The sequence below is a fragment of the Nocardiopsis sp. LDBS1602 genome (genome assembly GCF_035818715.1).
Lineage (GTDB): Bacteria > Actinomycetota > Actinomycetes > Streptosporangiales > Streptosporangiaceae > Nocardiopsis > Nocardiopsis alba.
The window spans coordinates 373690-395360 of the sequence record NZ_JAYLVW010000003.1; the positions used below are offsets into that span (position 1 = coordinate 373690).

Here is a 21671-nt window from a genome sequence, read left to right on the forward strand (position 1 = left end):
GACGGCGGGGCGGGAGCGTAGAGTTCACACGGCCGTAGCACCCCACCGACCAGGGCAGGCGATAATCGGAGGGGCACACGCAGTACACAGAGGGAGCGCACGTGAGCGACACCGAACAGAGCCGGGCCCGCGATGAGATCATCCGCGACCTCGGTGTGACCGCCGACTTCGACGTCGCCGCGGAGATCGAGCGTCGCGTCTCCTTCCTCACCGATCAGCTCGTCGCCTCCCGGTCCCGTGCCCTGGTCCTGGGCATCAGCGGCGGCGTCGACTCGCTCACGGCGGGACGCCTGTGCCGCCTGGCCGTCGACCGGGCCCGCGAGGCCGGATACGAGGCCGAGTTCGTGGCCATGCGCCTGCCCTACGGGACACAGAAGGACGAGGAGGACGCCGCCCGCTCCGTCGACTTCGTCGCCCCCGACCGGTGCCTGACCGTCGACGTGCGCCCCGCCACCGACGCCATGGCGGCCGCCCTGACCGAGGGCGGCATGACCTACACCGACCACGCCGCCGAGGACTTCGTCATCGGCAACGTCAAGGCCCGCCAGCGGATGATCGCCCAATACGCGGTCTCCGGCGGGTTCCGCGGGCTGGTGGTCGGCACCGACCACGCCGCCGAGGCGATCACCGGCTTCTTCACCAAGTACGGCGACGGAGGCGTGGACGTCATCCCGTTGAGCGGCCTCACCAAGGGCAGGGTGCGGGCCGTCGCCGCCACCCTGGGCGCCCCGGACGACCTGGTGAACAAGGTGCCCACCGCCGATCTGGAGACGCTCAGCCCCCAGAAGCCGGACGAGGAGGCGCTCGGCGTCACCTACGACCAGATCGACGCCTTCCTGGAGGGTCGCCCCGTCGACGACGAGGTCGCCCGAGCGCTCATCGACCGCTACCGCGTCACCGCCCACAAGCGGGCCCTGCCCACCGCGCCCTGAGCGGTTCGGGTGCCCCCCCCGGGGGGTTGAGGTGGGATGGCGGGTGCGGGTTACTCCCTGCTGTGGTCGGGGTCCGAAAGTGTTTGCTTTGGCCCTCCGCCGGCGCTTCGGGCCGTGTTCGGGCGCCAGGGGAGGCGGGAACCTTCGGCACCTACGGTGTGGTCACTCGTTCCTCGCGACCCCACCTGCGGCACCTCCAGAACCCCGCCGGCGCCCGAACGGGCAACCCCCCGTGGCCGGTGTAGGAGGCCGGGTGTGCCGGCTTCCCGGTCCCGGGGGGAGTACCGCATCCGGTACCTTGCACACCAAGCCCTCCCGTCACTCGCCCCTCCGAGTAGATGGTGGTGCCGGCACTACCCCACCAAGGTGGGCCGGCCACCCTTCGGGAGGGGATCCTGCGCCATCGCGGCCGAACGGCCGTCACGCCTAGGGTCATGATCGACGACGCGTCATCGATTGCCACTCGTGGTCCCGATCCCCGGGGAACACGGGGACGTGTCGACACTTCTGTTCCCGTTCGGAGTGACCGAAGGCGCCCTCGCGCGGCCGTTCGCTCTCGGGATGACCAAGGAGCGACCGCCGATGACCGTGACCGTCGACCCCGTGGGAGACCGGCCGCCCACCTCCTCCGCGGCCCCGGCCGTGGAGCCCGCCGCCCACTCGAAGCCCGCCCGGGACCGTTTCCTCGACGTGCTCCGCCTGTTCGTCATGGCCCTGGTGGTCGTCCAGCACTGGTGGTTGCCGGTGTTGAGCGTGCAGACCCAGGGCGAACTGGCCGCGGGCAGTGTGCTCAGCTCCGACGGCGGGTTCGCGTTGACCTGGATCTCCCAGGTCATGCCGTTGATCTTCTTCGTGGGCGGCGCGGCCAATCTGATCAGTTGGCGGGCGGCCTCGAAGCGGGGGGTTCCGGCCCGGATCTGGTGGGCCAAGCGGTTGCGCCGGCTGGCCTGGCCGGTCGTGCCCCTGGCGGTGGTGTGGATCCTCGCCTGTCACCTGGCGGTCCTGGGCGGCGCCCCGGCCCAGCCGGTCCTGGTCGGCGCGGGCGCGGCGGGCATGGTGCTGTGGTTCCTGGCGGTGTACGTGCTGGTGGTCATGGCGACCCCGCTGTTGGTCGCCGCGCAGGAACGGTTCGGTTGGTGGGTTCCGGCGGCGCTGCTCGCGGGGGCCGTGGTCGTGGACACGGTCCGCTTCAACTTCGGTGTGGAGTGGTTCGGCTACCTGAACATCGCCTTCGTCTGGCTGGGCGTGCACCAGTTGGGTCTCCGTTACGTGACGGGTGCGATCGGGCGCCCGCACGCGCTCGGTCTGGCGGCGACCGGGGCCGTGGCCGCTCTGGCCCTGGCCGCGTTCGGCCCCTACTCGTTGAACATGACCGGGGTGTTCGCGGCCGAGACCTCGAACGTGGCCCCGCCGACCCTGGTCCTCGCGGCTCTGGGCGCGGTGCAGATCGGGGTGGCGGTGCTGCTCCGCGACCTGATCGTCGCCTGGTCGAATCGTCCCGGACCGGCCCGGATGCTGGACCGTGTGTGTCCTCAGTTGATGACGGTGTACCTGTGGCACATGCTGCCGATCAGCGTGGTCGCCGGTGTGGTGGTGTTCGGACTGGGTATCGATACCCCTGAGCCGATGACCGGCCTGTGGCTGCTGTGGGGAGTGCTGGGACTGGTGGTCCTGGTGCCCCTGATCCTTCCGCTGGCCCACTGGGCCGTGCGCTTCGAGGAACCGCCTCGGGTGCTCAGCGGGGACCCGGGTCTGCCGAGGGTGCTGATCGCGGCCGCGCTGCTCGGCGGGGGACTGCTGACCCTGACGGTGACCGGGCTCGGCTTCGGTTCCGCGCCGGTGTTCGGTCTGTCGGCCATCGTGGTGGGTCTGCTGCTGACGGCGGCGCCTCGGCGACGGGCCCGGGTTCCGCTCGGAGTGTGATCCCGGGTCAAGCGAAGGTCACCTTTTGTTCAGTTTCGTCCCAACGTCGAGTGGCGTTGCGGACGGCAGGGGGTAGACAGGGTTGATGGACCCCGGACGCATCGCCTTCGAGCGGCACGGCAACGGCCGCCCGGTCGTTCTGCTGCACGGGCTCGGTGATCGGAGACAGAGCTGGCGGTCGGTATCGCCCCGGCTGGTCGACGACTACGAGGTGTTCTCCCTCGACCTGCCGGGGTTCGGGGAGTCCCCGGCCCCCGGGCCCAAGGAGCACTACGACGTGTACAGCCTCGTGCGGGTCGTGCGCGACTTCTGCGAACTGCACGGCATCGAGCGCCCCCACCTGGCGGGCAACTCCCTGGGCGGCTCGATCGCGCTGGAACTGGGCGTCCAAGGGGTGGCCGGATCGGTCACGGTCTTCTCCCCGGCCGGTTTCTCCGACACCCTCGCCCGCTGGGGCATGCGCACCGTGGGAATGGTCGCCAACCTGGCGACCCGGCTTCCCATGCCGCTCAAGGAGCGTCTGGCCGACACACCGCCGGCGCGCGCGGCGGCCCGGATCGCGTTGCGGGGGGACCCCTCCTCGCCCGAGGCCAAGGCGACCCGTTTCGGTGTCCAGGGGCTCGAACCCGGAGCCCCGTACGTGCGCATGGTGCCCAAGATCGCCGACTACGACTTCTCCGCCCGCCCGATCGGCTGCCCGGTCACGATCGCCTGGGGCGACCGCGACCGGACCCTGTTGCCCTCCAGCGCCGAACACGCCCATCAGCGCGTGCCCAACGCGCGCATGGTGTCGATGTTGGGGGTCGGTCACATCCCGATGGCGGACGACCCCCTCACCGTGGCCGAGCACATCCGTTGGACCTGCAACGCCGCCGACCGGGGACCGCACGAACACCCGTGGCTCCGACCGCTCAGGTGAACCGGAAGCCGCCCTCGGAGCTGATCACCTGACCGGTGATCCACGCGGCCTCGTCGGTGGCCAGCCAGGACAGCAGACGAGCCGGATCGTCCGGCTCTCCCAAACGTCCCAGAGCGAACATGGGCACCACCCGTTCCAGCAGGTCGCCCTCGATGTAGCCGGTCTGCACCGGTCCGGGGTTGACCGTGTTGACGGTGATGCCCCTCGGCCCCAACTCGGCGGCGATGGTGGGGGTGATCTGCGCCAGAGCGCCCTTGGCGGAGGCGTAGGCGACCTCGCCGGGCATGGGGCCGTGCGACTGTCCCGACGTCATGAACAGCACCCGGCCACCCGGGCGACCGTCGTGGTGTTCGGCGAAGGCCTTGGCCAGGAGCAGCGGCGATCGGGCGTCCACGGCCCAGTGTCCGTCGAGCATCTCGGCGGTGACCTCGGCCAGAGAGCCGTCCCCTCCGCTGCGCGCGTGGTTGGCGACCAGGATGTCCAGGTGCCCGAACTCGGCGATGGTCGCCTCGACCACCCGTTCGGGGGTCCGGGGGTCGGCCATGTCGGCCTCGATCTGCTCCACCCCGGTCTCGGGGCAGGCCAGGACCGAACGTACCCCCTCGACCACCGCGTCGATGTCGTCCCCGCCCCAGGGTTGTGCCTCGTCGTGCGGGCGGAAGTGGTGGAGCATGACGGAGGCCCCGTAGGCGGCCAGTCGCCGCGCCACCGCGTAGCCGATACCGCCGCGCCGTCCCGCGCCGGTGACGAGCGCGGTCCTTCCTCGAAGGGGGAGCGGATCCCGAGCGAGCGGCGGGGCGGCCGCGGTGTCCTCCCGGTCCGGCCGTTCCTGCTGGGTCATGTGGTCTCCTCGGTTCGCGCCGCTCGGTCGCAAGGATCCTGCCGGCCCGGTCGGCGTCGGGCGACCGGTTTTTCGAGGGTGTACCCGATCGGGATCCGAGACGGCGCCGTGAGGGCTTTCCCGGGGCGGCCGGCGGGGGATAGCGTTACGCGCTGAACGACCCCCGAGGAGGCACTGGTTTGAGCGCATCGACACGCCCGGTTCCGGGTGGGGCCGCATGGTTGGAGGAGCAGGAGCGGAGTCTGGTCCGCTTCGCCGCCGGGTCCGTGGTCCCCGACGGGTTCGGCCACTTGGACGCGCGGGGCGGGGTGGAGTCGGGGAGGCCGACCGCCACCTGGATCACCGCTCGGATGACGCATGTGTTCTCGCTGGCTCATCTGCGAGGAGACGCGGACGCGGCGGCTCTTGCGGACCACGGGGTGGCCGCCCTGACCGGGCCGCTACGCGACGCCGAGGCGGGGGGCTGGTTCGACGAGGTTCCCGAGGGCGGGGCCGCGAGCGTACGAGAGCGCTCCGGAACCCTTCCGGGGAAGGCCGCCTACCCGCACTCCTTCGTGGTCCTCGCGGCGGCGAGCGCCGCGCACGCGGGGCGTCCGGGGGCCCGGGAGCTGCTCGACGAGGCCCTCGGGGTGATCGAGGAGTACTTCTGGGAGCCCTCGGCCGACTGCGTCCGCGAGAGCTGGGACGCCGGCTGGACCACCACCGAGTCCTACCGCGGGGCCAACAGCGCCATGCACTGTGTGGAGGCCTTCCTCGCCGCGGCCGACGTCACCGGTGACACACGGTGGGTCCGCAGGGCCGCCGCCATCGCCGAGCGTCTGATCCATGGTGTCGCCGCCGCCCACGACTGGCGGCTTCCCGAGCACTTCACCCCCGACTGGGAACCGCTTCCGGACTACAACCGCGATCGTCCGGACCACCCCTTCCGGCCGTTCGGCAGCACCACCGGCCACCTGCTGGAATGGGCCCGTCTGCTCGTCCATCTGGAGAAGGCGTTGGAGCGAGCGGGGGAGCCGGTGCCGGGTTGGGCGCTCACCGACGCCGAACTCCTCTTCGACAACGCCGTACGGCGCGGGTGGGCCACCGACGGCACCGACGGCTTCGTCTACACCCTGGACTGGGAGGACCGTCCGGTGGTGCGTCAGCGCATGCACTGGGTGATCGCCGAGGCCGCCATGACCGCCTGGACCCTGGGTCAGAGGACCGGGAAGGCCTCCTACGGCGAACATCTGGAACGCTGGTGGGCCTACGCCGACCGGTTCCACGTCGACCGTGAACACGGCGGCTGGCGACACGAACTGGATCCGGACGGGAGCCCGGCCGCCTCGGTGTGGGCGGGCAAACCCGACGTCTACCACCCCTATCAGGCCGTTCTCCTGCCGCAGATCGGCCTGTCCACCTCGATCGCGGCCGCGCTGCCGGCCGACGGACGGAACAGGAAGCACACATGAGCGACCGACAGGGGGCCTCGCCCCGCCTCGTGGTGATCGGGGAGAACGTCATGGACCTGCTGCCCGCGGGGCGGGGTCCGGGCACCCTCAAGGCCTCTCCCGGCGGGGGGCCGGCGAACACGGCGGTCGCCACGGCCCGCTTGGGGATCCCCACCCGGCTGCTCGCCCGGATCGGCTCCGACGGGTTCGGCGCCATGATCCGTGAGCGACTGCTGTCCGAGGGGCTGGACCCGGCCGGTCTGATCGACGCCGAGGAGCCCTCGGCGTTGGCGTTGGCGACCCTGGGCGCGGACGGGGCCGCCGTGTACGACTTCCGCATGGACGACGCCGCCGACTGGCGTTGGCGCGCCGAGGAACTGCCGAGGGAACTGGACACCGAGGTCGTGGCCCTGCACGCGGCCTCGATCGCCCTGTTCCGGGAGCCGGGCGCGGCCCTCATCGAGGGGCTGTTGAGCCGGGAGCACTCTCGGGGACGGGTGACGGTCTCCCTCGACCCCAACATCCGGCGTGAGGTGATCGGCGATCCGGAGACCGCCAGGTCCCTGGTCCTGCGGCACGTCGCACGGGCGCACGTGGTCAAGGCCAGCGACGAGGACCTGGACTTCCTCTACCCGGACCGCTCCCCGGAGAAGGCGGCCGAGGCCTTGGCGGCCCTGGGTCCGGCTCTGGTCGTGGTCACCCTGGGCGGGAAGGGCGCCTTCGCCCTCTCGCACGGGGTGTCGGCCTCGGTGCCCGCTCCCGTGGTGGACGTGGTGGACACGGTGGGCGCCGGCGATTCGTTCATGGGCGCCCTGCTGCACCGCCTCGACCTGGACGGACGTCTGGGGGAGGACCCGCGCGCACGGCTCTCGGGGCTGACCGAGGGCGATCTGGTCTCCCTGCTGACCCACGCCGCCACGGCGGCGGCGCGTACGGTCACCCGTGAAGGGGCCGACCCGCCCACTCGTGCGGAGCTGGACGCCGCTCTCTCGGAGAACGGCGTCGCCTCTTAGGGACGGACCCGGGGCGGGCGCGGAGGACGCCCGCCCCGGGTCGGGCCGCCGACGACCCTCGAAGCCCGGGGCCGGCGGGTCTTCGGCCCTCGGGCGTCCCGAGGCTCAGAGGAGGGGACGTCCGCGACGGGGGGCGGCCGCCAGCCCTTCCCGGGTCTGGGCGAGCACATGGTCCACGACGTCGCTCATCCGCCCCCGTTCGGCGTACACGGCACGCTGGCGGGCGGCGCCCGAACCCACGGCCAGAACCCGTTCGAGCAGTTCGGAGACGAGGTCGGTGTCCCCGGTGAGAGCCAAACCGGGTAAGGCGGCCCGGCGCAGCCGCTCCATCGCGGTGGCGGCGGGGAGGGTCTCGCCGGTCAACGGATCGGGGATCAACCCCTCCAGTCCGTCCCTGGCGGCCCGCCAGACGGCGGCGCGCAGGGTCTGGCCCGAGATATCGGGGGCCGGGGCACCGTCCCCGACCTCGATCAGGGCCCGGCCGACCAGACCGCGGGTGAGGGTGGCGAAGAGCAGGGCCTCCTCGGCGGTCGCGGCCACGTCGCCGACCCGGATCTCCAGAGTGGGCAGGTGGTCGGAGAGGCGGATGTCCCAGTAGACCATGTGGCGGTCGAGGATCGCCCCGGTGTCGGACAGTTCGTGGACCGCGCGTTCGTGCTCGCTCAGAGAACGCAACAGCGGGGGCGGTCCGGCCGAGGGGAGCCGGTTCCAGGTGACCGTTCGCCAGCTGGCGTGGCCGCTGTCGTGGCCGTCGTGGAAGGGGGAGTTGGCGGAGAGCGCCACCAGGAACGGGAGCCAACGGCGCAGGTGATCGCTGACGGACACGGCCGTGGACCGGTCGGGGATGCCCACGTGAACATGACAGCCGCACACCACGTGGGATTCGCGCAGGGTGCCGAAGCGGGCGGAGATGTCGGAGTACCTCCTGCCCTTGCTGACCCGGGCCGACGCGGGGTCGCCGAGGATCGGTGTTCCGGTGGCGGCCACGGCCAGCCCGACCTCGTCGGCCGCCCGACGCAGTTCCTCGCGGGCGGCGGTCAGGAAGTCGCGGGCGTCCTCCGCGGTGGCGCACACGGGGCTGTTGGCCTCGACCTGGGCGTCGGTGAACTCCCCGCACAGCCGGTCGGTGAGGCCGCGTGCGCGGGCCAGGACGTCGGGGGCTCGGGACAGGATCCGGCGGGTGCGCGGATCGACGACGAAGAACTCCTCCTCCACACCGAAGGTGAGGGGTCGGTCCGCGGCCTCGACCGGGGCACGGTGGTCGACCGCGGTCAGGGAGTGGTTCTTCATGCGGGTCCTCTCTGCCGTTCCGTCCTGGGGTGTCCCGCACTGGATATCCCGTGCCGAGAGGCCACGACAGTGTCCAGAAGAGAAGAAAAAGCTATCCAGAGAGTTGTATGTCGCGTTTGCCGCATTCATCGATGAGGTGTCGGTGCAGCGTCGGAGCGTGATCCTCCGGAAAAGGGGTGACGAAAGGCGGATCGGAGGAGGATGGGAAAGCGGTGGTGATCGTCATCACGTTTCTTCGGGGACGTGTTCCAGGCCGAAGGAAACGCCTTCCACACCGGGCTTTCGAATTCTCCCCTCTCTCACAAGGGTCCTCGTTCACCAGGGCGAGCACGTGGGGCCTTCCGAAAGGCCCCTCTTCCCTTCTCCCCGGGCGGCGAGTGCGCGCCCGTCTGTCGACCCTGGTCCTCGATGTCCGGTCGGCGGCGGGGAACGGGAGGGGAAGAGGGTTTCGGAGCGGGGTCTTCCTCCGGCTCGGACGGCGGTGGTCCACGGACGGCGCGGCCGTCGTGGGTCAGGGCCCTCGTCGAAGGAGGGTTCGGTGTCGGGGGACCGGGATCCTTCCGGTTCGCCCCGTTCGTATCGCGAACACGGCCCCGGTACGGGGGCGTTCGTCGTGAGCACCGGTCCTCGAGGGCCGGTGGGCGCCGGGGTCAGCCGCGCAGGCCGCGCCACCAGCTCAACAGTCGTCCGAGCAGGTCCTCCGGAGGGGTCTCCTCCTCCGCCACGGCCTGGACCGGCTCCATCTCCTGGGTCAGGGGCCCGGGAGCGCCCTTCGGTGTGTCGGGCTGGAAGGTGACCGGAAGCTCGCGCAGTCCCCTCAGGAACGGGGAGGGCATCAGGCGCAGCTCCTCCGGGGGCACCGCCGACCGCAGGCCGTGCAGGCGCTCCTGGAGTACGGAGACCCCGATCGAGGCCATCATTCTGGCCAGGTCGCGCGAGGGGCAACTGTGCGGACCCGCGCCGAACGCCAGGTGGGCGCGGCTTCCGGCGGCCAGGCCGGTGTCGGGCGCGGTCTGCCCGCGTCGCAGGGTCAGGTCGCGGTGCGCCGCGTCGATCGCCAGCAGCAGGGCGTCGCCCGCGCGGATCTGGGTCTCGCCGATCCGCACGTCCCGGAGCGCGATCCGCCCCGCCAGGACCTGGAGCGGGGTGTTGGTCCACATCACGTGGTCCAGGAGATCGTGCGTGGGCAGACGCGCGTCGGCGTGGGCGGCGCGGATGACCTCGTCGGTGAGCAGGGTGCGCATGGCGTTGCCGACGAGGTGGGTGGTGGGCATGTGGCCCGCGCTGATGATGAGAGCCGCCTGGTAGGCGACCTCGTTCGGGGACAGGCCCGACGGGTGTTCGAGCATTCGGCTCGCCAGGTCGGGCCCGGGCTTGTCGGCCTTGCGCGCCACCAGACCGGCGAAGTACTGCTGCATGCGGGCGACCGCCTCCTCGGCGCGTTCGGCGTCCTCGCCGAACACGGAGGTGGTGAGGTCGCCGAGCATGTGCCCGTAGCTGTCGGGCAGGCCGAAGAGCCGGTTGATCACCAGGGTCGGCAGTGGGGAGGCGTATTCGCCGATCAGGTCGGCGCTGCCCCGGGCCACGAACGCGTCGACCAGTTCGTCGGCGATCTGGCGCACCATGCGGGCCGTCGCGGTCATGTCGACCTTGGCCAGACCGTCCATGATCGGGGCGCGCAGTCGAGTGTGCTCGGCGCCGTCCGCGTAGAGGGCGTTGGGGAGCCAGGACATCATCGGGAGGGTCTTGGCCAGATCGACGCGGCCTTCGATGGCCTCGCGCCAACGGCGGGTGTCCCGGGAGAACAGGTGCGGCTGTTGGAGGAGGGTGAGGTTCTCCTGGTAGTCGAGCAGCAGCCAGGCGCGAACACCGGGTTCGAGTTCGACCGGTGCGACGGGGCCGTGTCGTTCGCGCAGGCGCTTCCACAGGTCGTCGCGGCCGCCGGGCGGAGAGTTCCCGTACAGGCGGGTGATGTCGGCAGGGCAACCGGAGACGGACGCGGGGGTCTCGCCGTCGTTTCGGGTGGTGGTCATACGGGTGCGCGGACTACCGGAATGAGGATTCGTGGTCCGCTTCGCTCCCTTCGAGAAGACGAGGTGATGCCATGGTGATGTGAAGGGGGAAACGGGGTTGAACCGGCCTCTGATGTTCGGTTGTGCGTTCGTGTAGGGATATGCGGCCGAGGGTGGCTCATTCTAAGTTAATGAGGGTCGTTCAGCAATTCAGACATTCATTTATCGTGATTGCATTATGGGTCGCCGTGTTACAAGTATGTTCTTCTCGGCCTCTGTGGTGATATCTCCGTTTTCCGGGACGATCGGGGGCGGCCGTGACGTCCGACGCTTCGACGCCCACGGACGGTGACGGGCGGCGTACGGCGTACCGGGCGGGACGGGGTGGGTGGCGCGGACGTCGAGACCTCGCCGGTCGGAGCGCCCGCGAAAGGGCGTCGGAAGAGGTGTGCGGGGGCGGTCCGCGAACCGCCGGAATGTCGGTGGTGCCCTCTAGTGTCGTCTGTGTGAGCGATCGATGGACTACCGACGAGGTGTGGGCTCTGGCCCCGGATTCCTCATCACACAAGGCGGCACTCAAGGTGGCCCGGCCCGGTTCCTGGCCCGAGTGCGGAACGGTCGCCGCCGACGGCGGCGGGACCTCCGCCGTGTGGGGTGAGTGTAAAGGGAGCGGGTCCAAACCGTACCTGGCAGCCGTACATCTGGACGGCGGTGAGGGGCCCGCCTATAAATGCAGTTGCCCCAGCCGGAAGATTCCCTGCAAACACGTTCTGGCCCTCCTCGCTCTGTGGAGTGGAGGAGAGGTCGAAAAGAGGGACGAAAAGCCCGAATGGGTCAACTCCTGGCTCTCCGGAAGGGCGGCGCGGAAACAGCGCGCGGCCGTGGCCGCGGCCACCCCCGTCGACCCGGAGAAGGCCGCCGCCACCCTGCGGGCCAGGGAGGAGACGGTCGCCGCGGGGATCGAGGAACTGCGCGTGTGGCTGAACGACCAGGTCGACAGCGGCCTGGCCGAGGTGCCCCGACTGGAGTACGGCCACTGGGACCGGATGGCCAAACGGCTGGTGGACGCCAAGGCCGGAGGCGCGGCCGGTCTGGTCACCATGCTGCCCCAGCGGGGCGGCGGCGAGCACTGGCCCGACCGTGTGCTGGAACGACTCGGCCTGCTCCACCTGCTGGTCGACGGCTACCTCTCCAGGGACGGCGTCGACGAGCGGACCCGGGCGGTGCTGCGCTCACGCGTGGGTATCAGCACCCGTACCGAGGAGGTCCTGTCATCCGGTGAGCGGGTGAAGGACACCTGGCGGGTCCTGGGTCACCGCGAGGGGCTCACCCCCGACGGCATGCGTCTTCTCCGGACCTGGCTGCGCGGGGCGGAGAGCGACCGGTGGGCCCTGACCCTCACCTTCTTCCGTCCCGGGGAGAGCCCGGAGCCCCCCTTCCGAGGGGGTATCGAGGTCGAGGGAGAGCTCGCCTTCCACCCCGACGGTCTCCGAGCGGTCCGGACCGACGCCATGACCGAGCGCCCCGTCTCGTGCCCCGAGGGAGGGGACGTGGAGGCCGCTCTGGACTCCTACGCCCTCGCCCTGGCCGCGGATCCGTGGCTGGAGGCGTGGCCGGTCGTGCTGGAGGCCGCCGCGCCCGCCCGAGAGGAGCGCTGGTATCTGGCGGATCGGAACGGGGCCGCGCTGCCCATGGACACCGCCACGTTGTGGAGCCACCTCGCGGTCACCGGAGGGCGTCCCGCCACCGTGGCCGCCGAATGGTCCCCCAGGACCGGATTGACCCCCATGACTCTGTGGGACGAAGACGGAAAGGCGACCGTCCTGTGAACCCCGCCCCCGAGACCCCCGACTGGGAACACCTGGTCTCCACCGCCCTGATCGGCACCACCCGACGCTCGGTCGCCACCGTGGCCGGCATGCCCGCTCGCGACGAGGACGCCGAGGCCCTGCTCGACCTGGCCGCCCTGGACACGATCCGCCGGCAGGCCGGGTACACGGCGCACGCCGCCACCCCCATCGCTCCCGACGCGCCCGACCCTCGGCCCAGGGTCGGCGACACGGCGGCCCGACTCCTCGACCTCGTCCTGTCCTCCCACCCCGACCTTCTGCCCGAATGGTTGGAGCTGGCGGCCCGCTCCGGACGAGGCGTCCCCTACGAGCGGCTTCCCGACCTGCTCGACCGCGCCTACCGCACCGCGGTTCTGCGCCCCGCGGTGGCCGCCGCCGCGGGCCCCCGGGGCGCCTGGCTGGCCGGACTCAACCCGGTCTGGTCGTTCGTGACGGCCGAACCCCTGCCGGGCGACACCTTCGACGAGGAGACCTGGAAGGCCGGTGGGCCGGAAGAGCGTCGCAGGACCCTGCTCGCGCTGAGGGCCCAGGACCCGGCCACGGCCGGGACCCTGCTCGCCGAGGCCTGGCCTGGAGAGTCCAAGGTCGAGGTCCGGCAGGCCCTCCTCGACGCCCTCGAACCCCATCTAGGGCCGGACGACGAACCTCTGCTGGAGACGGCGCTGGACGACCGCGGCGCCGGTGTCCGAGGTCGTGCCCTGGCCCTCCTCTCCCGCCTGCCCGACAGCGCCCACGCCCATCGGCTCCGCGACCATCTGCGGCGTCGGCTGAGAGTCGATCGCGGCACCTCGTGGGTGTTCGAGGTCGACACCCCGGAGGCCTCGGAGACCGGGTTGTTCCGCGACCTCGCCCTGGCCGTGCCGACGGAGACGAAGGAGAGCCCGAGAGAGCGCCGGGAACGCGTCCAGGTCCTGATCGTCCACACCCCCTTGGACGTGTGGACCGAACGGCTCGACACCGACCCGGCGGGGGTCCTGGCCCTGGCCGCGGCCCACCCCGAGACGAGGGACGCGCTCGTCGACGCCGTCTGTCTGCGAGGGGACGCCGACTGGTCCCGCGCGGTACTCGACGACCCCGAGATCGGCCTGGCAGCCGTGGCGGGCGACGACGCCGACGGACGGGGACGGCAGCGTCTGCGCGTACTCTTCGCTCCGCTCCCGGCGGCCGAACGCTGCGACCGGGTCCTCGCCCTCCTGGAAGGGATCACCTACCCCGAGGCCCTGGGCCGGCTGCTCCTCGCCATCGACGCCCCCTGGACACCCGGGCTGTCCGAGGGCGTGGCCCGATGGACGGCCCGGACCACCGAACGGCGCCGAGTACGCGGCCACAGGCTGCTCTACGAGACCATCGCCGCCCACATGCCCCCCGAACACCTGGCGCTCCTCCCGGAGCAGGCGCCGTACGAGAAGGAGGCCGACGTCTACTTCCGCCTCCGCGAGACCCTCCGCCTTCGCCAAGACATGCACAAGGAGCTCTAGTTGACCACCATCGAAGCCTCCCCCGCCGACACCGAGTCCGCCGCCCGGGCCGGTACCGCTCTGCGCCCCCACGCCGAACAGACCTACGCCGCCGAACTGAAGGCGTTGGCCGAGGTCGACGACCGCACGCGTCCCCCGGGCTGGAAGCTGTCCCCGTGGGCGGTCACGCGGTACCTGCTGGGCGCCACCCTCGACGACGGCACCGAGATCACCCCCAAGTACATCGGCTCGCGCCGGGTCGTGGAGGTCGCCGTCGCCACCCTGGCCACCGACCGCGCCCTGCTGCTCATCGGTGTCCCCGGAACCGCCAAGACCTGGCTGTCCGAGCACCTGGCCGCCGCCATCGCCGGTGACTCCACCCTGCTCGTCCAGGGCACCGCCGGTACCTCCGAGGAGGCGGTCCGGTACGGGTGGAACTACGCCCGGCTGCTCGCCGAGGGCCCCTCCGAGGCCGCCCTCGTGCCCAGCCCCGTCATGACCGCGATGGCCCGCGGGTCCATCGGGCGCATCGAGGAGCTCACCCGCATGCCCTCCGACGTGCAGGACGGACTCATCACCGTCCTGTCGGAGAAGGCCCTGCCCGTCGCCGAGCTCGGCATCGAGGTCCAGGCACAGCGTGGCTTCAACATCATCGCCACCGCGAACGACCGCGACCGGGGCGTCAACGACCTGTCCAGCGCGCTGCGCCGCCGCTTCAACACCGTGGTGCTGCCGGTGCCGGACAGCGCCGAGGACGAGGTGCGCATCGTCACCCAGCGGGTCGAGCAGCTCGGCCGTTCCCTGGAACTGCCCGAGGTGCCGACCAGCCTCACCGAGATCCAGCGCGTCGTGACCGTCTTCCGCGAGCTGCGCTCCGGAGTCACCGAGGACAACGGCACGAAGCTCAAGTCCCCCAGCGGCACCCTGAGCACCGCCGAGGCGATCTCGGTGATCACCAACGGGATCGCCCTGGCCGCGCACTTCGGCGACGGGATCCTGCGACCGGCCGACGTCGCCGCCGGCATTCAGGGCGCCGTCGTCCAGGACCGGGTCGCCGACGGGGTCGTGTGGCGCGAGTACCTGGAGACCGTCGCCCGCGAGCGCGAGGGTTGGACCGACTTCTACCGTGCCTGCCGCGAGGTGGGCGCCTGATGGGATCGTCCCGTACGGACACCTCCAAGGTGAGTGTCCTGGGAGTCCGCCACCACGGTCCGGGTTCGGCCCGGGCCGTGGTGGCCGCCCTGGACGAGATCGAGCCCGACCTGGTCCTGATCGAGGGACCGCCCGAGGCCGACGCCCTGACCTCCCTGGTCGGCGGCCTCGAGCCGCCGGTGGCACTGCTGGTGCACCTGGCCGACACACCCAAGGCGAAGGGCAAGGACGCCGAACGGGACGCCGAGGCGGCCGAGACCGCGCGCCGACGCTCCACGGACGGATGGGCGTTCTGGCCGTTCGCGAGCTTCTCGCCCGAGTGGGCGGCCCTGCGCCACGCCCACGAGAACGGCGTGCCGGTGCGTTTCTGCGACCTGCCCGCCTCCCACACCCTCGCCGAACGGCTCGCCGCGGCCGAGACGACCGACGGCGAGGAAGAGGAACAGGAGAAGACCGAACCCCCACGGGAACGGGTCGACCCCCTCGGAGTGCTCGCCTCGGCGGCCGGCTACGACGACGCCGAACGCTGGTGGGACGACGTCGTCGAACAGCGTGGAGACGGGGAGCCCTCTCCCTTCCCCGCGATCGCCGACGCCATGGCGGCCGTCCGGGCCGAGGCCGGGCCCGCCACCGGCCGTGAGGCGCGCCGCGAGGCCCACATGCGTCAGACCCTGCGCGCCGCGCTCCGACAGGGGCACGAGCGGATCGCCGTGGTCTGCGGAGCCTGGCACGCCCCGGCCCTGCGCGACCTGGCGGACTACAAGGTCAAGGACGACGTCGCCCTGCTCAAGGGGCTGCCCAAGGTGAAGACGGCGGCGACCTGGGTGCCGTGGACCCACGGACGTCTGGCGTCCGCCGGCGGATACGGGGCCGGGGTGACCTCCCCGGGCTGGTACCACCACCTGTTCACCGCTCCGGATCGTCCGGTGCACCGGTGGCTGACCGAGGCCGCCCGGCTGCTGAGGGAGGAGGGGCAGCAGGTGTCCTCCTCCCACGTCATCGAGGGCGTGCGGCTGGCCGAGACCCTCGCCGTGCTGCGCGGGCGCCCGCTCGCCGGACTCGACGAGGTCTCCGAGGCGGTCACCGCGGTCCTGTGCGAGGGCGAGGGGACACGCGCCGCCCTGGTGCACGGCCGGATGGCGATCGGGGAACGACTCGGGTCGGTGCCGCCGGAGACCCCGATGGTGCCGCTCCAGCGCGACCTCATCGCCGAACAGAAGAGGCTGCGCCTCAAGCCCGAGGCCTTCGAACGCGACCTCGACCTGGACCTGCGCAAGGAGAGCCACCGAGCACGTAGCGTGCTGCTGCACCGACTCCGCCTGCTCGGGGTCGAGTGGGGGATCCCGACCCCGCACGGAGGCGGAGGCCGGGGCACCTTCCGGGAGAGCTGGCGACTGCGCTGGCACCCCGAGATGGACGTCGCCCTCATCGAGGCCGCGCGGTGGGGCACCACCGTCTCCTCCGCCGCGGTCGCGCGCACGGTGGAGATCGCCGAGGCGGCCGAACTGCCCACCCTCACCAAGCTCACCGAACAGTGCCTGTTCGCCGATCTCGGCGAGGCCCTGCCGGAGGTGCTCGCCCGGCTCACCGATCGGGCGGCCACCGACGCCGACATCACCCACCTGATGTCGGCGCTGCCACCGCTGGCCCGCTCCACCCGCTACGGCGACGTGCGCGGAACCGACGGCGGCCACCTGCGCTCCGTCGCCCGCGAGATCCTGACCCGTGTACGGATCGGTCTGGTCGGCGCGGTACGCGGACTGGACGACGACGCCGCGGGCCGCTTCGTCCAGGCGATCGACGAGACCAACGGCGCCGCCACCCTGCTCGGCGACGACCTGGCCGAATGGCTCGACACCCTCGCCGACCTGGCCGTACGGGAGAACGTGCCCGGGCGGATCGCCGGTCGGGTCAATCGCATCCTCACCGACGCCGGGCGGGTCGACGCCGAGGAACTGCGTCGACGCCTGGGGCTGGTGATGTCCCCGGGCGTCGAACCCACCCGGGCGGTCGCCTGGCTGGAGGGCTTCCTTCAGGGAAGCGGGCTGATCCTGGTGCACGACGACCGACTGCTGGGTCTGATCGACACCTGGCTCCTGGGGCTCTCCGAGGAGCGATTCGTCGCGATCCTGCCGTTGTTGCGCCGTACCTTCGGGGCCTTCGGCGGAGGCGAACGTCAGGAGATCGGTACCGCCGTGACCAGGCTCGACACCGGCGGCGGTACTCGAGTCCGGGAACGACGACCCGTGGACGAGAGGCGGGCCGCTCCGGCGGTCGCCGCCGTACTGGGACTGCTCGAAAGGAGCGGCGCGTGAACGCCACCACCGAGGTCGGCCACACCGAACGGGCCCGACGCTGGCGTCTGGTCCTGGGCGGGGACGCCGACTGCGCCACCCTGAGCGGGAGCGACCAGGCGATGGACTCGACCCTCGCGGCCCTGTACAACCGCGGCTCCCGGACCACCGGCAGCGGGGTGGGCGATGGTGAACGGGGTGCCGACCTCAGCGGATCCGCGCCCCGTGTGGCCCGATGGTTGGGCGCCATCCGCGAGTACTTCCCCACGTCCGTCGTCCGGGTGATGCAGACCGACGCCATGGAACGGCTGGGGCTCGGCCAACTGTTGCTCGAGCCCGAGATGATGGAGGCCGTCGAACCCGACGTGCATCTGGTCGGCACCCTGCTCTCCCTCAACCGGGTGATGCCGGCCGAGGCACGTGAGACCGCTCGGGAGATCGTGCGCAAGGTCGTCGAGGACCTGGAGAAGCGGGTGGCGCAGAAGACCCGCTCGGAGATCGGCGGGGCGATCGACCGCTCGACCAAGACCCACCGACCGCGTCGCGTCTCCGACATCGACTGGAACGCCACGATTCGCCGTAACCTCGCGCACTACCTGCCCGAGCACCGCACGGTGATCCCGCAGACCCTCATCGGGCACGGGCGCCGTAGCCGAGGGGTGCAGAAGGACGTGGTGCTGGCCATCGACCAGAGCGGCTCCATGGCCTCCTCGGTGGTCTACGCGAGCGTCTTCGGGGCGGTACTCGCCTCGATGCGCACGCTCAAGACCTCCCTGGTCGTCTTCGACACCGCCGTCGTCGACCTGACCGACCAGCTCACCGACCCCGTGGAGGTGCTGTTCGGCACCCAGCTGGGCGGCGGGACCAACATCAACAAGGCGATCGCCTACAGCCAGGGGCTGATCGACCGGCCTCAGGACTCGATCTTCGTCCTGATCAGCGACCTCTACGAGGGCGGGGTCCGCGCGGAGATGCTCAAGCGGGTCTCGGCCATGAAGTCCGCGGGCGTGCAGGTGGTCGTCCTGCTGGCGCTGTCCGACGAGGGCGCGCCGTTCTACGACCGCCGCAACGCGGCGGCCCTCGCGGAGCTGGGCGTGCCGGCGTTCGCCTGCACTCCGGACATGTTCCCGGAGCTCATGGCGGCGGCCATCCAGGGCCGTCCCCTCGATGCCTGGGTCGACAAACACCTCGACGAGTAGACCGCTCCAGGGCGGGGCCGGATCCTCCGCGGCCCCGCCCACCCTCCATGGCGATCAGTCGTCGGCGGATCCCGGTTCGGGACAGTCCGCGTTCAGATCGGGCACCGGTGTGAGACTCACCGAGAAGCGGGTGACCTTGGTCAGACCGTGTTCACGGTCCCAGAGGAGATCGACGTTGTTCGCCCCGTCGAAGTACAGCACCGGGCGATCGGTGGTGAGCGGCGGTCCGATCCGATGGACCGGGTCGGTGCCGGTCTCCACGCACACCACGGACGGGGTGAGACCGGTATGTCCTCGGGCGGGACCGCCCTCGGCCTGGTAGTGGGCGACATGGTCCAGGCCTCGCCGGGTGTCCCGTTCCAGGAGGACCGTCACGGAGGTGAGTCCGTAGAGGAGGACGGCGAGGAGGGCCATCGACCACTGGAGTAGCCGAAGGTCGCCACGAACGGTGAAGTGGAAGTACCGGAGGAGCCCGAACACCCCCAGGGAGAGGAGAAGGGAGAACATCACCAGTGGCAGGGTGTCCGCCACGGCGAAGAGCCGACCTTGGCCGGAGAGCGGGACGTCCCCGGGAGAGATCCCGAACGCCTGGAGGTAGACGTCCCGGCTGAAGTTGCTCAGGCCGATCGTCAACGGGGCCGCCAAGGCGGTCAACCCCAAGGGGAGCCAGGTATTGATGCGCCCTTCGGGGATCCGGCGGAACATCTGCCATACACCGAACAGGCAGGGAAGGGAGATCAGGAACGCGACGGCGTGCCGGGTCGACGATCCCTCGGGCCGCCACAGGGTCGCCCACAGGCCGATGAAGACCGCTCCGGCCCCGACCAGAAGAACGATGGCCGAGGGGAGGAGCAGACCGTCCATCGGATCCTCCGCCCGGTCGGCGCTCGCGCCCGTCACGCCGGAAGGGCCCGGTGGACCGACCACCATGAGACGGTCGGCTCGTCCGACCTGCGGGTTGCGTGCCACGAAGTCGTCCAACCGGGATCGTGCCTCGGTGAGCGACGTCGCCTGAAGTGTTCCCTTGGACCTCCAGAACATCAGCCCTCGAATCGGGGCGGCGAGCCATTCCCGGGCGGGTGACCATCCACGGGGCAGGACCCGGTACCTGCGGAACGGCGTGGGGCGGGGGCGCAGTCGGGTCGCGAACACGACCCGGGCGCTCACGCCGGACCGGGCCAACACGTGGTGGATCTCGGCCAGGGCCGCTCCGGTGGAGCCCAACGTCGCGCCGGAGACCGCGATGTGCACGTCGTACTCGCCTTCGTCCAGGCGTCGGTACTGCCAGGGTCGACCGCCCACCGTCGCCAGGAAGTGGGCCTCGTCCCGAGGTTCGACCTCCACTCCGATACGCACCACGTGGTCGTGGTACGGGGGCAACTCCCCCTGCAACGGTTCAGAGGAAGGTGGCGGGGGCGGCCCGGGCTGTCGAGCGATGTTCCGCGGTCGTAGACGGATGGGGAAGAAACGCATGTACGAACCTCGTCGGCTGGGGGACGGGGGAAGCCTACGACTCCCCGGGCGCGGCCACCGTTCGCGGGCGAGGGATCGATGGAGGTGTCCCCGCCCTGCCCCCAGAGGTTCGCCCCTTTCTCCCCGATGGTCGATGCGAAGTCCTGACCTGGGGATTCCGGACCAAAGTCACGAGTTCTCGTGTTTTCCGCGCCCTCCCGTGGCTTCGGGGGACACACGGGCATGATGAAGGGGGGATCGAGGGGGAGGACGCATGACCGATTGGCCGGCGGGCACCTTCATGTCCAGAGTCGGGGACCTCGCGGCCTCCCGACTGCTCTCACTGGCGCCACCGCGCCATCTGCCCGCGAACCAGGTCCTCATCGCCCAAGGCGACGAGGACGAGCAGGTCATGCTGCTGGGACCTCCCGAGGACGAACCCGGAGACGCGGCCTGCGTGAAGGTCACCTCGGTGCTGCGCAACGGCACGGAGGCGATGTTCGGGATCCGGCTGCGCGGCGACCTGGTCGGTGAGTTGAGCATGTTCCGCGACACCCCGGCCATCGCGACGGTCACCTCGTGCTCGGCCCTGTCGGTCCGGGTCTTCCCGCACTCGGTGTTCGAGTCGTTCCTGGAGGAGCACCCGGAGGCCTGGCGGGCGCTGTTGGCGATGGTGGGGGAGCGTCTGGAGTGGGCGGACCGGCATCGGGCCGAGTTCGTGGGCTACGAGGTGGAGGCCCGACTGGCCCGGGTGCTGGTCGACCTGGCCGAGCGGCACGGCACGTCCACCCCTCTCGGCACCGACCTGGGCGTTCGGCTCTCGCACACGGATCTGGGCAAGCTCATCGGGGCCCGTACCGACGCCGTCGGCAACGCGATCCGTCGGTTCCGTTCCGAGGGGCTGTTGGTGTCGAGTTACCGCAATGTCGTGATCGTGGACATGGAGAGGCTGAACGGGGTCTACGAGAACGCGTGAGGGTCCGGGGCCCTCATGTCCGAATTGCGGACTGGTCGGTGGTTTCCCGCCGCCGAACCGGGCACAATGCTCTCGGGCACCATGCCCGACCTCTCACCCCCGTTCGGGTAGCGCTCAGTCCTCCGGCGTCGCTTACCCGGGGGATCCGAGTGGTGACGGTCGCCGGAGTGGTGAGGACGGCACCATTCCGGCGGCCCCCACCTCCTGGATCATCGGGCTCGTCGGGCTTAGCCTGGACGGACCTGCACGCACCGACCAGGGAGTGCCTCGTGTCCATGACACAGTCCGTTCCGCGACCCCGCACCCTGGACGCCATCGAGGTCGACACCGAGGGTCTCGGCCTGGGGATGTCCTGCGAGGAGGCCGTCGGTCACCTCCTGAGGGCCCTCGTCTCCTCCAAGCCCGGAGGCCGGGTGCTCGAACTGGGGACCGGAACCGGGGTGGGCACCGCGTGGCTTCTGGCGGGGATGGACGAGCGGGCCCGGCTGGACACCCTGGACAACGACCCCGAGTGCCTGGGCGTGGCGCGTCGCCACCACACCGCCGACCCTCGTGTGACGATCTTCGAGGCCGACGGCGGCACCTGGCTCTCCGATCGGGCCACCGACGATGGACCCGGATACGACATGGTGTTCGCCAATACCGGCCCGGGCAAGTTCACCCACCTCGACGAGGCCCTCTCCCTGGTCGACCGGGGCGGCTTCTACGTGGTGGACGATCTCGCCAGGCAGCCCGAGCGCACCTCCGAGCCCGAGGACCACTGCCTGGCGGTGGAAGGGCTCTTGGAGAACCTGGAGTCGCGCGCCGGCTGGGAGCGCCTTCCTCTGCTCGGCTGGTCCTGCGGCGTGCTGGTCATGGTGCGGAAGTAACGCCTTCGAACGTTCGTGAGCGTACCGGGCGGGTCCTCCCGTCCGGATCCGAGTGCGGTCGG

The 21671-nt window shown here is 71.1% G+C and carries 16 protein-coding genes; 12 read left to right on the forward strand and 4 right to left on the reverse strand.

Features of this window, described 5'->3' with window-relative positions:
* Positions 1-101: 101 nt before the first annotated feature.
* The 3 genes from nadE (at position 102) to U9J66_RS13635 (ending at position 3774) form a co-directional block, all read left to right on the forward strand.
* Entirely contained in the window at positions 102-932 is an 831-nt protein-coding gene (gene nadE, locus U9J66_RS13625; protein ID WP_017534421.1) for an ammonia-dependent NAD(+) synthetase, read from the forward strand.
* Between the two features lie 561 nt (positions 933-1493).
* Positions 1494-2855 (forward strand): acyltransferase family protein, encoded by a 1362-nt coding sequence (locus tag U9J66_RS13630; protein WP_442789853.1) that lies wholly within the window; start codon positions 1494-1496, stop codon positions 2853-2855.
* Between the two features lie 85 nt (positions 2856-2940).
* Positions 2941-3774, forward strand: coding sequence for an alpha/beta fold hydrolase (locus U9J66_RS13635; RefSeq protein WP_014909098.1), 834 nt, complete (start codon positions 2941-2943; stop codon positions 3772-3774).
* On the opposite strand, the gene U9J66_RS13640 is transcribed toward U9J66_RS13635, so the two are convergent.
* Positions 3767-4615 carry an SDR family oxidoreductase gene (locus U9J66_RS13640; RefSeq protein WP_014912361.1) on the reverse strand — a complete coding sequence of 283 codons (849 nt, stop codon included), beginning with the start codon at positions 4613-4615 and terminating at the stop codon, positions 3767-3769. The two genes, U9J66_RS13635 and U9J66_RS13640, sit on opposite strands and share 8 nt — an antisense overlap.
* Positions 4616-4794: 179 nt before the next feature.
* Between U9J66_RS13640 and U9J66_RS13645 the strand changes: the two genes are divergently transcribed.
* Together U9J66_RS13645 and U9J66_RS13650 are read left to right on the forward strand one after the other, a co-directional pair.
* On the forward strand, positions 4795-6066 hold the full coding sequence (locus U9J66_RS13645; RefSeq protein ID WP_326337857.1) for an AGE family epimerase/isomerase: 1272 nt from the start codon (positions 4795-4797) through the stop codon (positions 6064-6066).
* Positions 6063-7058, forward strand: a complete 996-nt coding sequence (locus U9J66_RS13650) for a carbohydrate kinase family protein (protein ID WP_326337858.1) — start codon at positions 6063-6065, stop codon at positions 7056-7058. The genes U9J66_RS13645 and U9J66_RS13650 overlap by 4 nt, the downstream gene beginning before the upstream one ends.
* A 105-nt stretch (positions 7059-7163) precedes the next feature.
* Here the strand turns inward: U9J66_RS13650 and U9J66_RS13655 are convergent, their stop codons facing one another.
* Both U9J66_RS13655 and U9J66_RS13660 read right to left on the reverse strand, forming a co-directional pair.
* Complete coding sequence (locus tag U9J66_RS13655; RefSeq protein ID WP_014908254.1) at positions 7164-8348, reverse strand: carboxylate-amine ligase; 1185 nt, start codon at positions 8346-8348, stop codon at positions 7164-7166.
* 650 nt (positions 8349-8998) lie between these two features.
* Positions 8999-10381, reverse strand: a complete 1383-nt coding sequence (locus tag U9J66_RS13660; RefSeq protein WP_017534426.1) for a cytochrome P450 — start codon at positions 10379-10381, stop codon at positions 8999-9001.
* A gap of 560 nt (positions 10382-10941) precedes the next feature.
* Between U9J66_RS13660 and U9J66_RS13665 the strand changes: the two genes are divergently transcribed.
* From U9J66_RS13665 to U9J66_RS13685, 5 genes are read left to right on the forward strand one after another with little or no spacing between them, the layout of a single operon-like run.
* Complete coding sequence (locus U9J66_RS13665) at positions 10942-12189, forward strand: SWIM zinc finger family protein (protein ID WP_081536565.1); 1248 nt, start codon at positions 10942-10944, stop codon at positions 12187-12189.
* Complete coding sequence (locus U9J66_RS13670) at positions 12186-13688, forward strand: DUF5691 domain-containing protein (protein WP_326337859.1); 1503 nt, start codon at positions 12186-12188, stop codon at positions 13686-13688. Before U9J66_RS13665 ends, U9J66_RS13670 begins: the two co-directional genes overlap by 4 nt.
* Positions 13689-14819: an ATP-binding protein gene (locus tag U9J66_RS13675; RefSeq protein WP_014910453.1), complete on the forward strand. Its 1131-nt coding sequence runs from the start codon at positions 13689-13691 to the stop codon at positions 14817-14819.
* On the forward strand, positions 14819-17134 hold the full coding sequence (locus U9J66_RS13680; RefSeq protein WP_326337861.1) for a DUF5682 family protein: 2316 nt from the start codon (positions 14819-14821) through the stop codon (positions 17132-17134). The genes U9J66_RS13675 and U9J66_RS13680 overlap by 1 nt, the downstream gene beginning before the upstream one ends.
* Complete coding sequence (locus U9J66_RS13685; RefSeq protein WP_326337862.1) at positions 17131-18312, forward strand: vWA domain-containing protein; 1182 nt, start codon at positions 17131-17133, stop codon at positions 18310-18312. The genes U9J66_RS13680 and U9J66_RS13685 overlap by 4 nt, the downstream gene beginning before the upstream one ends.
* Positions 18313-18366: 54 nt before the next feature.
* Here U9J66_RS13685 and U9J66_RS13690 read toward each other — a convergent pair whose 3' ends face one another.
* Positions 18367-19671 carry a hypothetical protein gene (locus U9J66_RS13690; RefSeq protein WP_326337863.1) on the reverse strand — a complete coding sequence of 435 codons (1305 nt, stop codon included), beginning with the start codon at positions 19669-19671 and terminating at the stop codon, positions 18367-18369.
* Positions 19672-20038: 367 nt separating this feature from the next.
* Between U9J66_RS13690 and U9J66_RS13695 the strand changes: the two genes are divergently transcribed.
* Both U9J66_RS13695 and U9J66_RS13700 read left to right on the forward strand, forming a co-directional pair.
* On the forward strand, positions 20039-20740 hold the full coding sequence (locus U9J66_RS13695) for a Crp/Fnr family transcriptional regulator (protein ID WP_014912800.1): 702 nt from the start codon (positions 20039-20041) through the stop codon (positions 20738-20740).
* Between the two features lie 275 nt (positions 20741-21015).
* Positions 21016-21609, forward strand: a complete 594-nt coding sequence (locus tag U9J66_RS13700; RefSeq protein WP_017534434.1) for an O-methyltransferase — start codon at positions 21016-21018, stop codon at positions 21607-21609.
* The last annotated feature ends 62 nt before the right edge of the window (positions 21610-21671 follow it).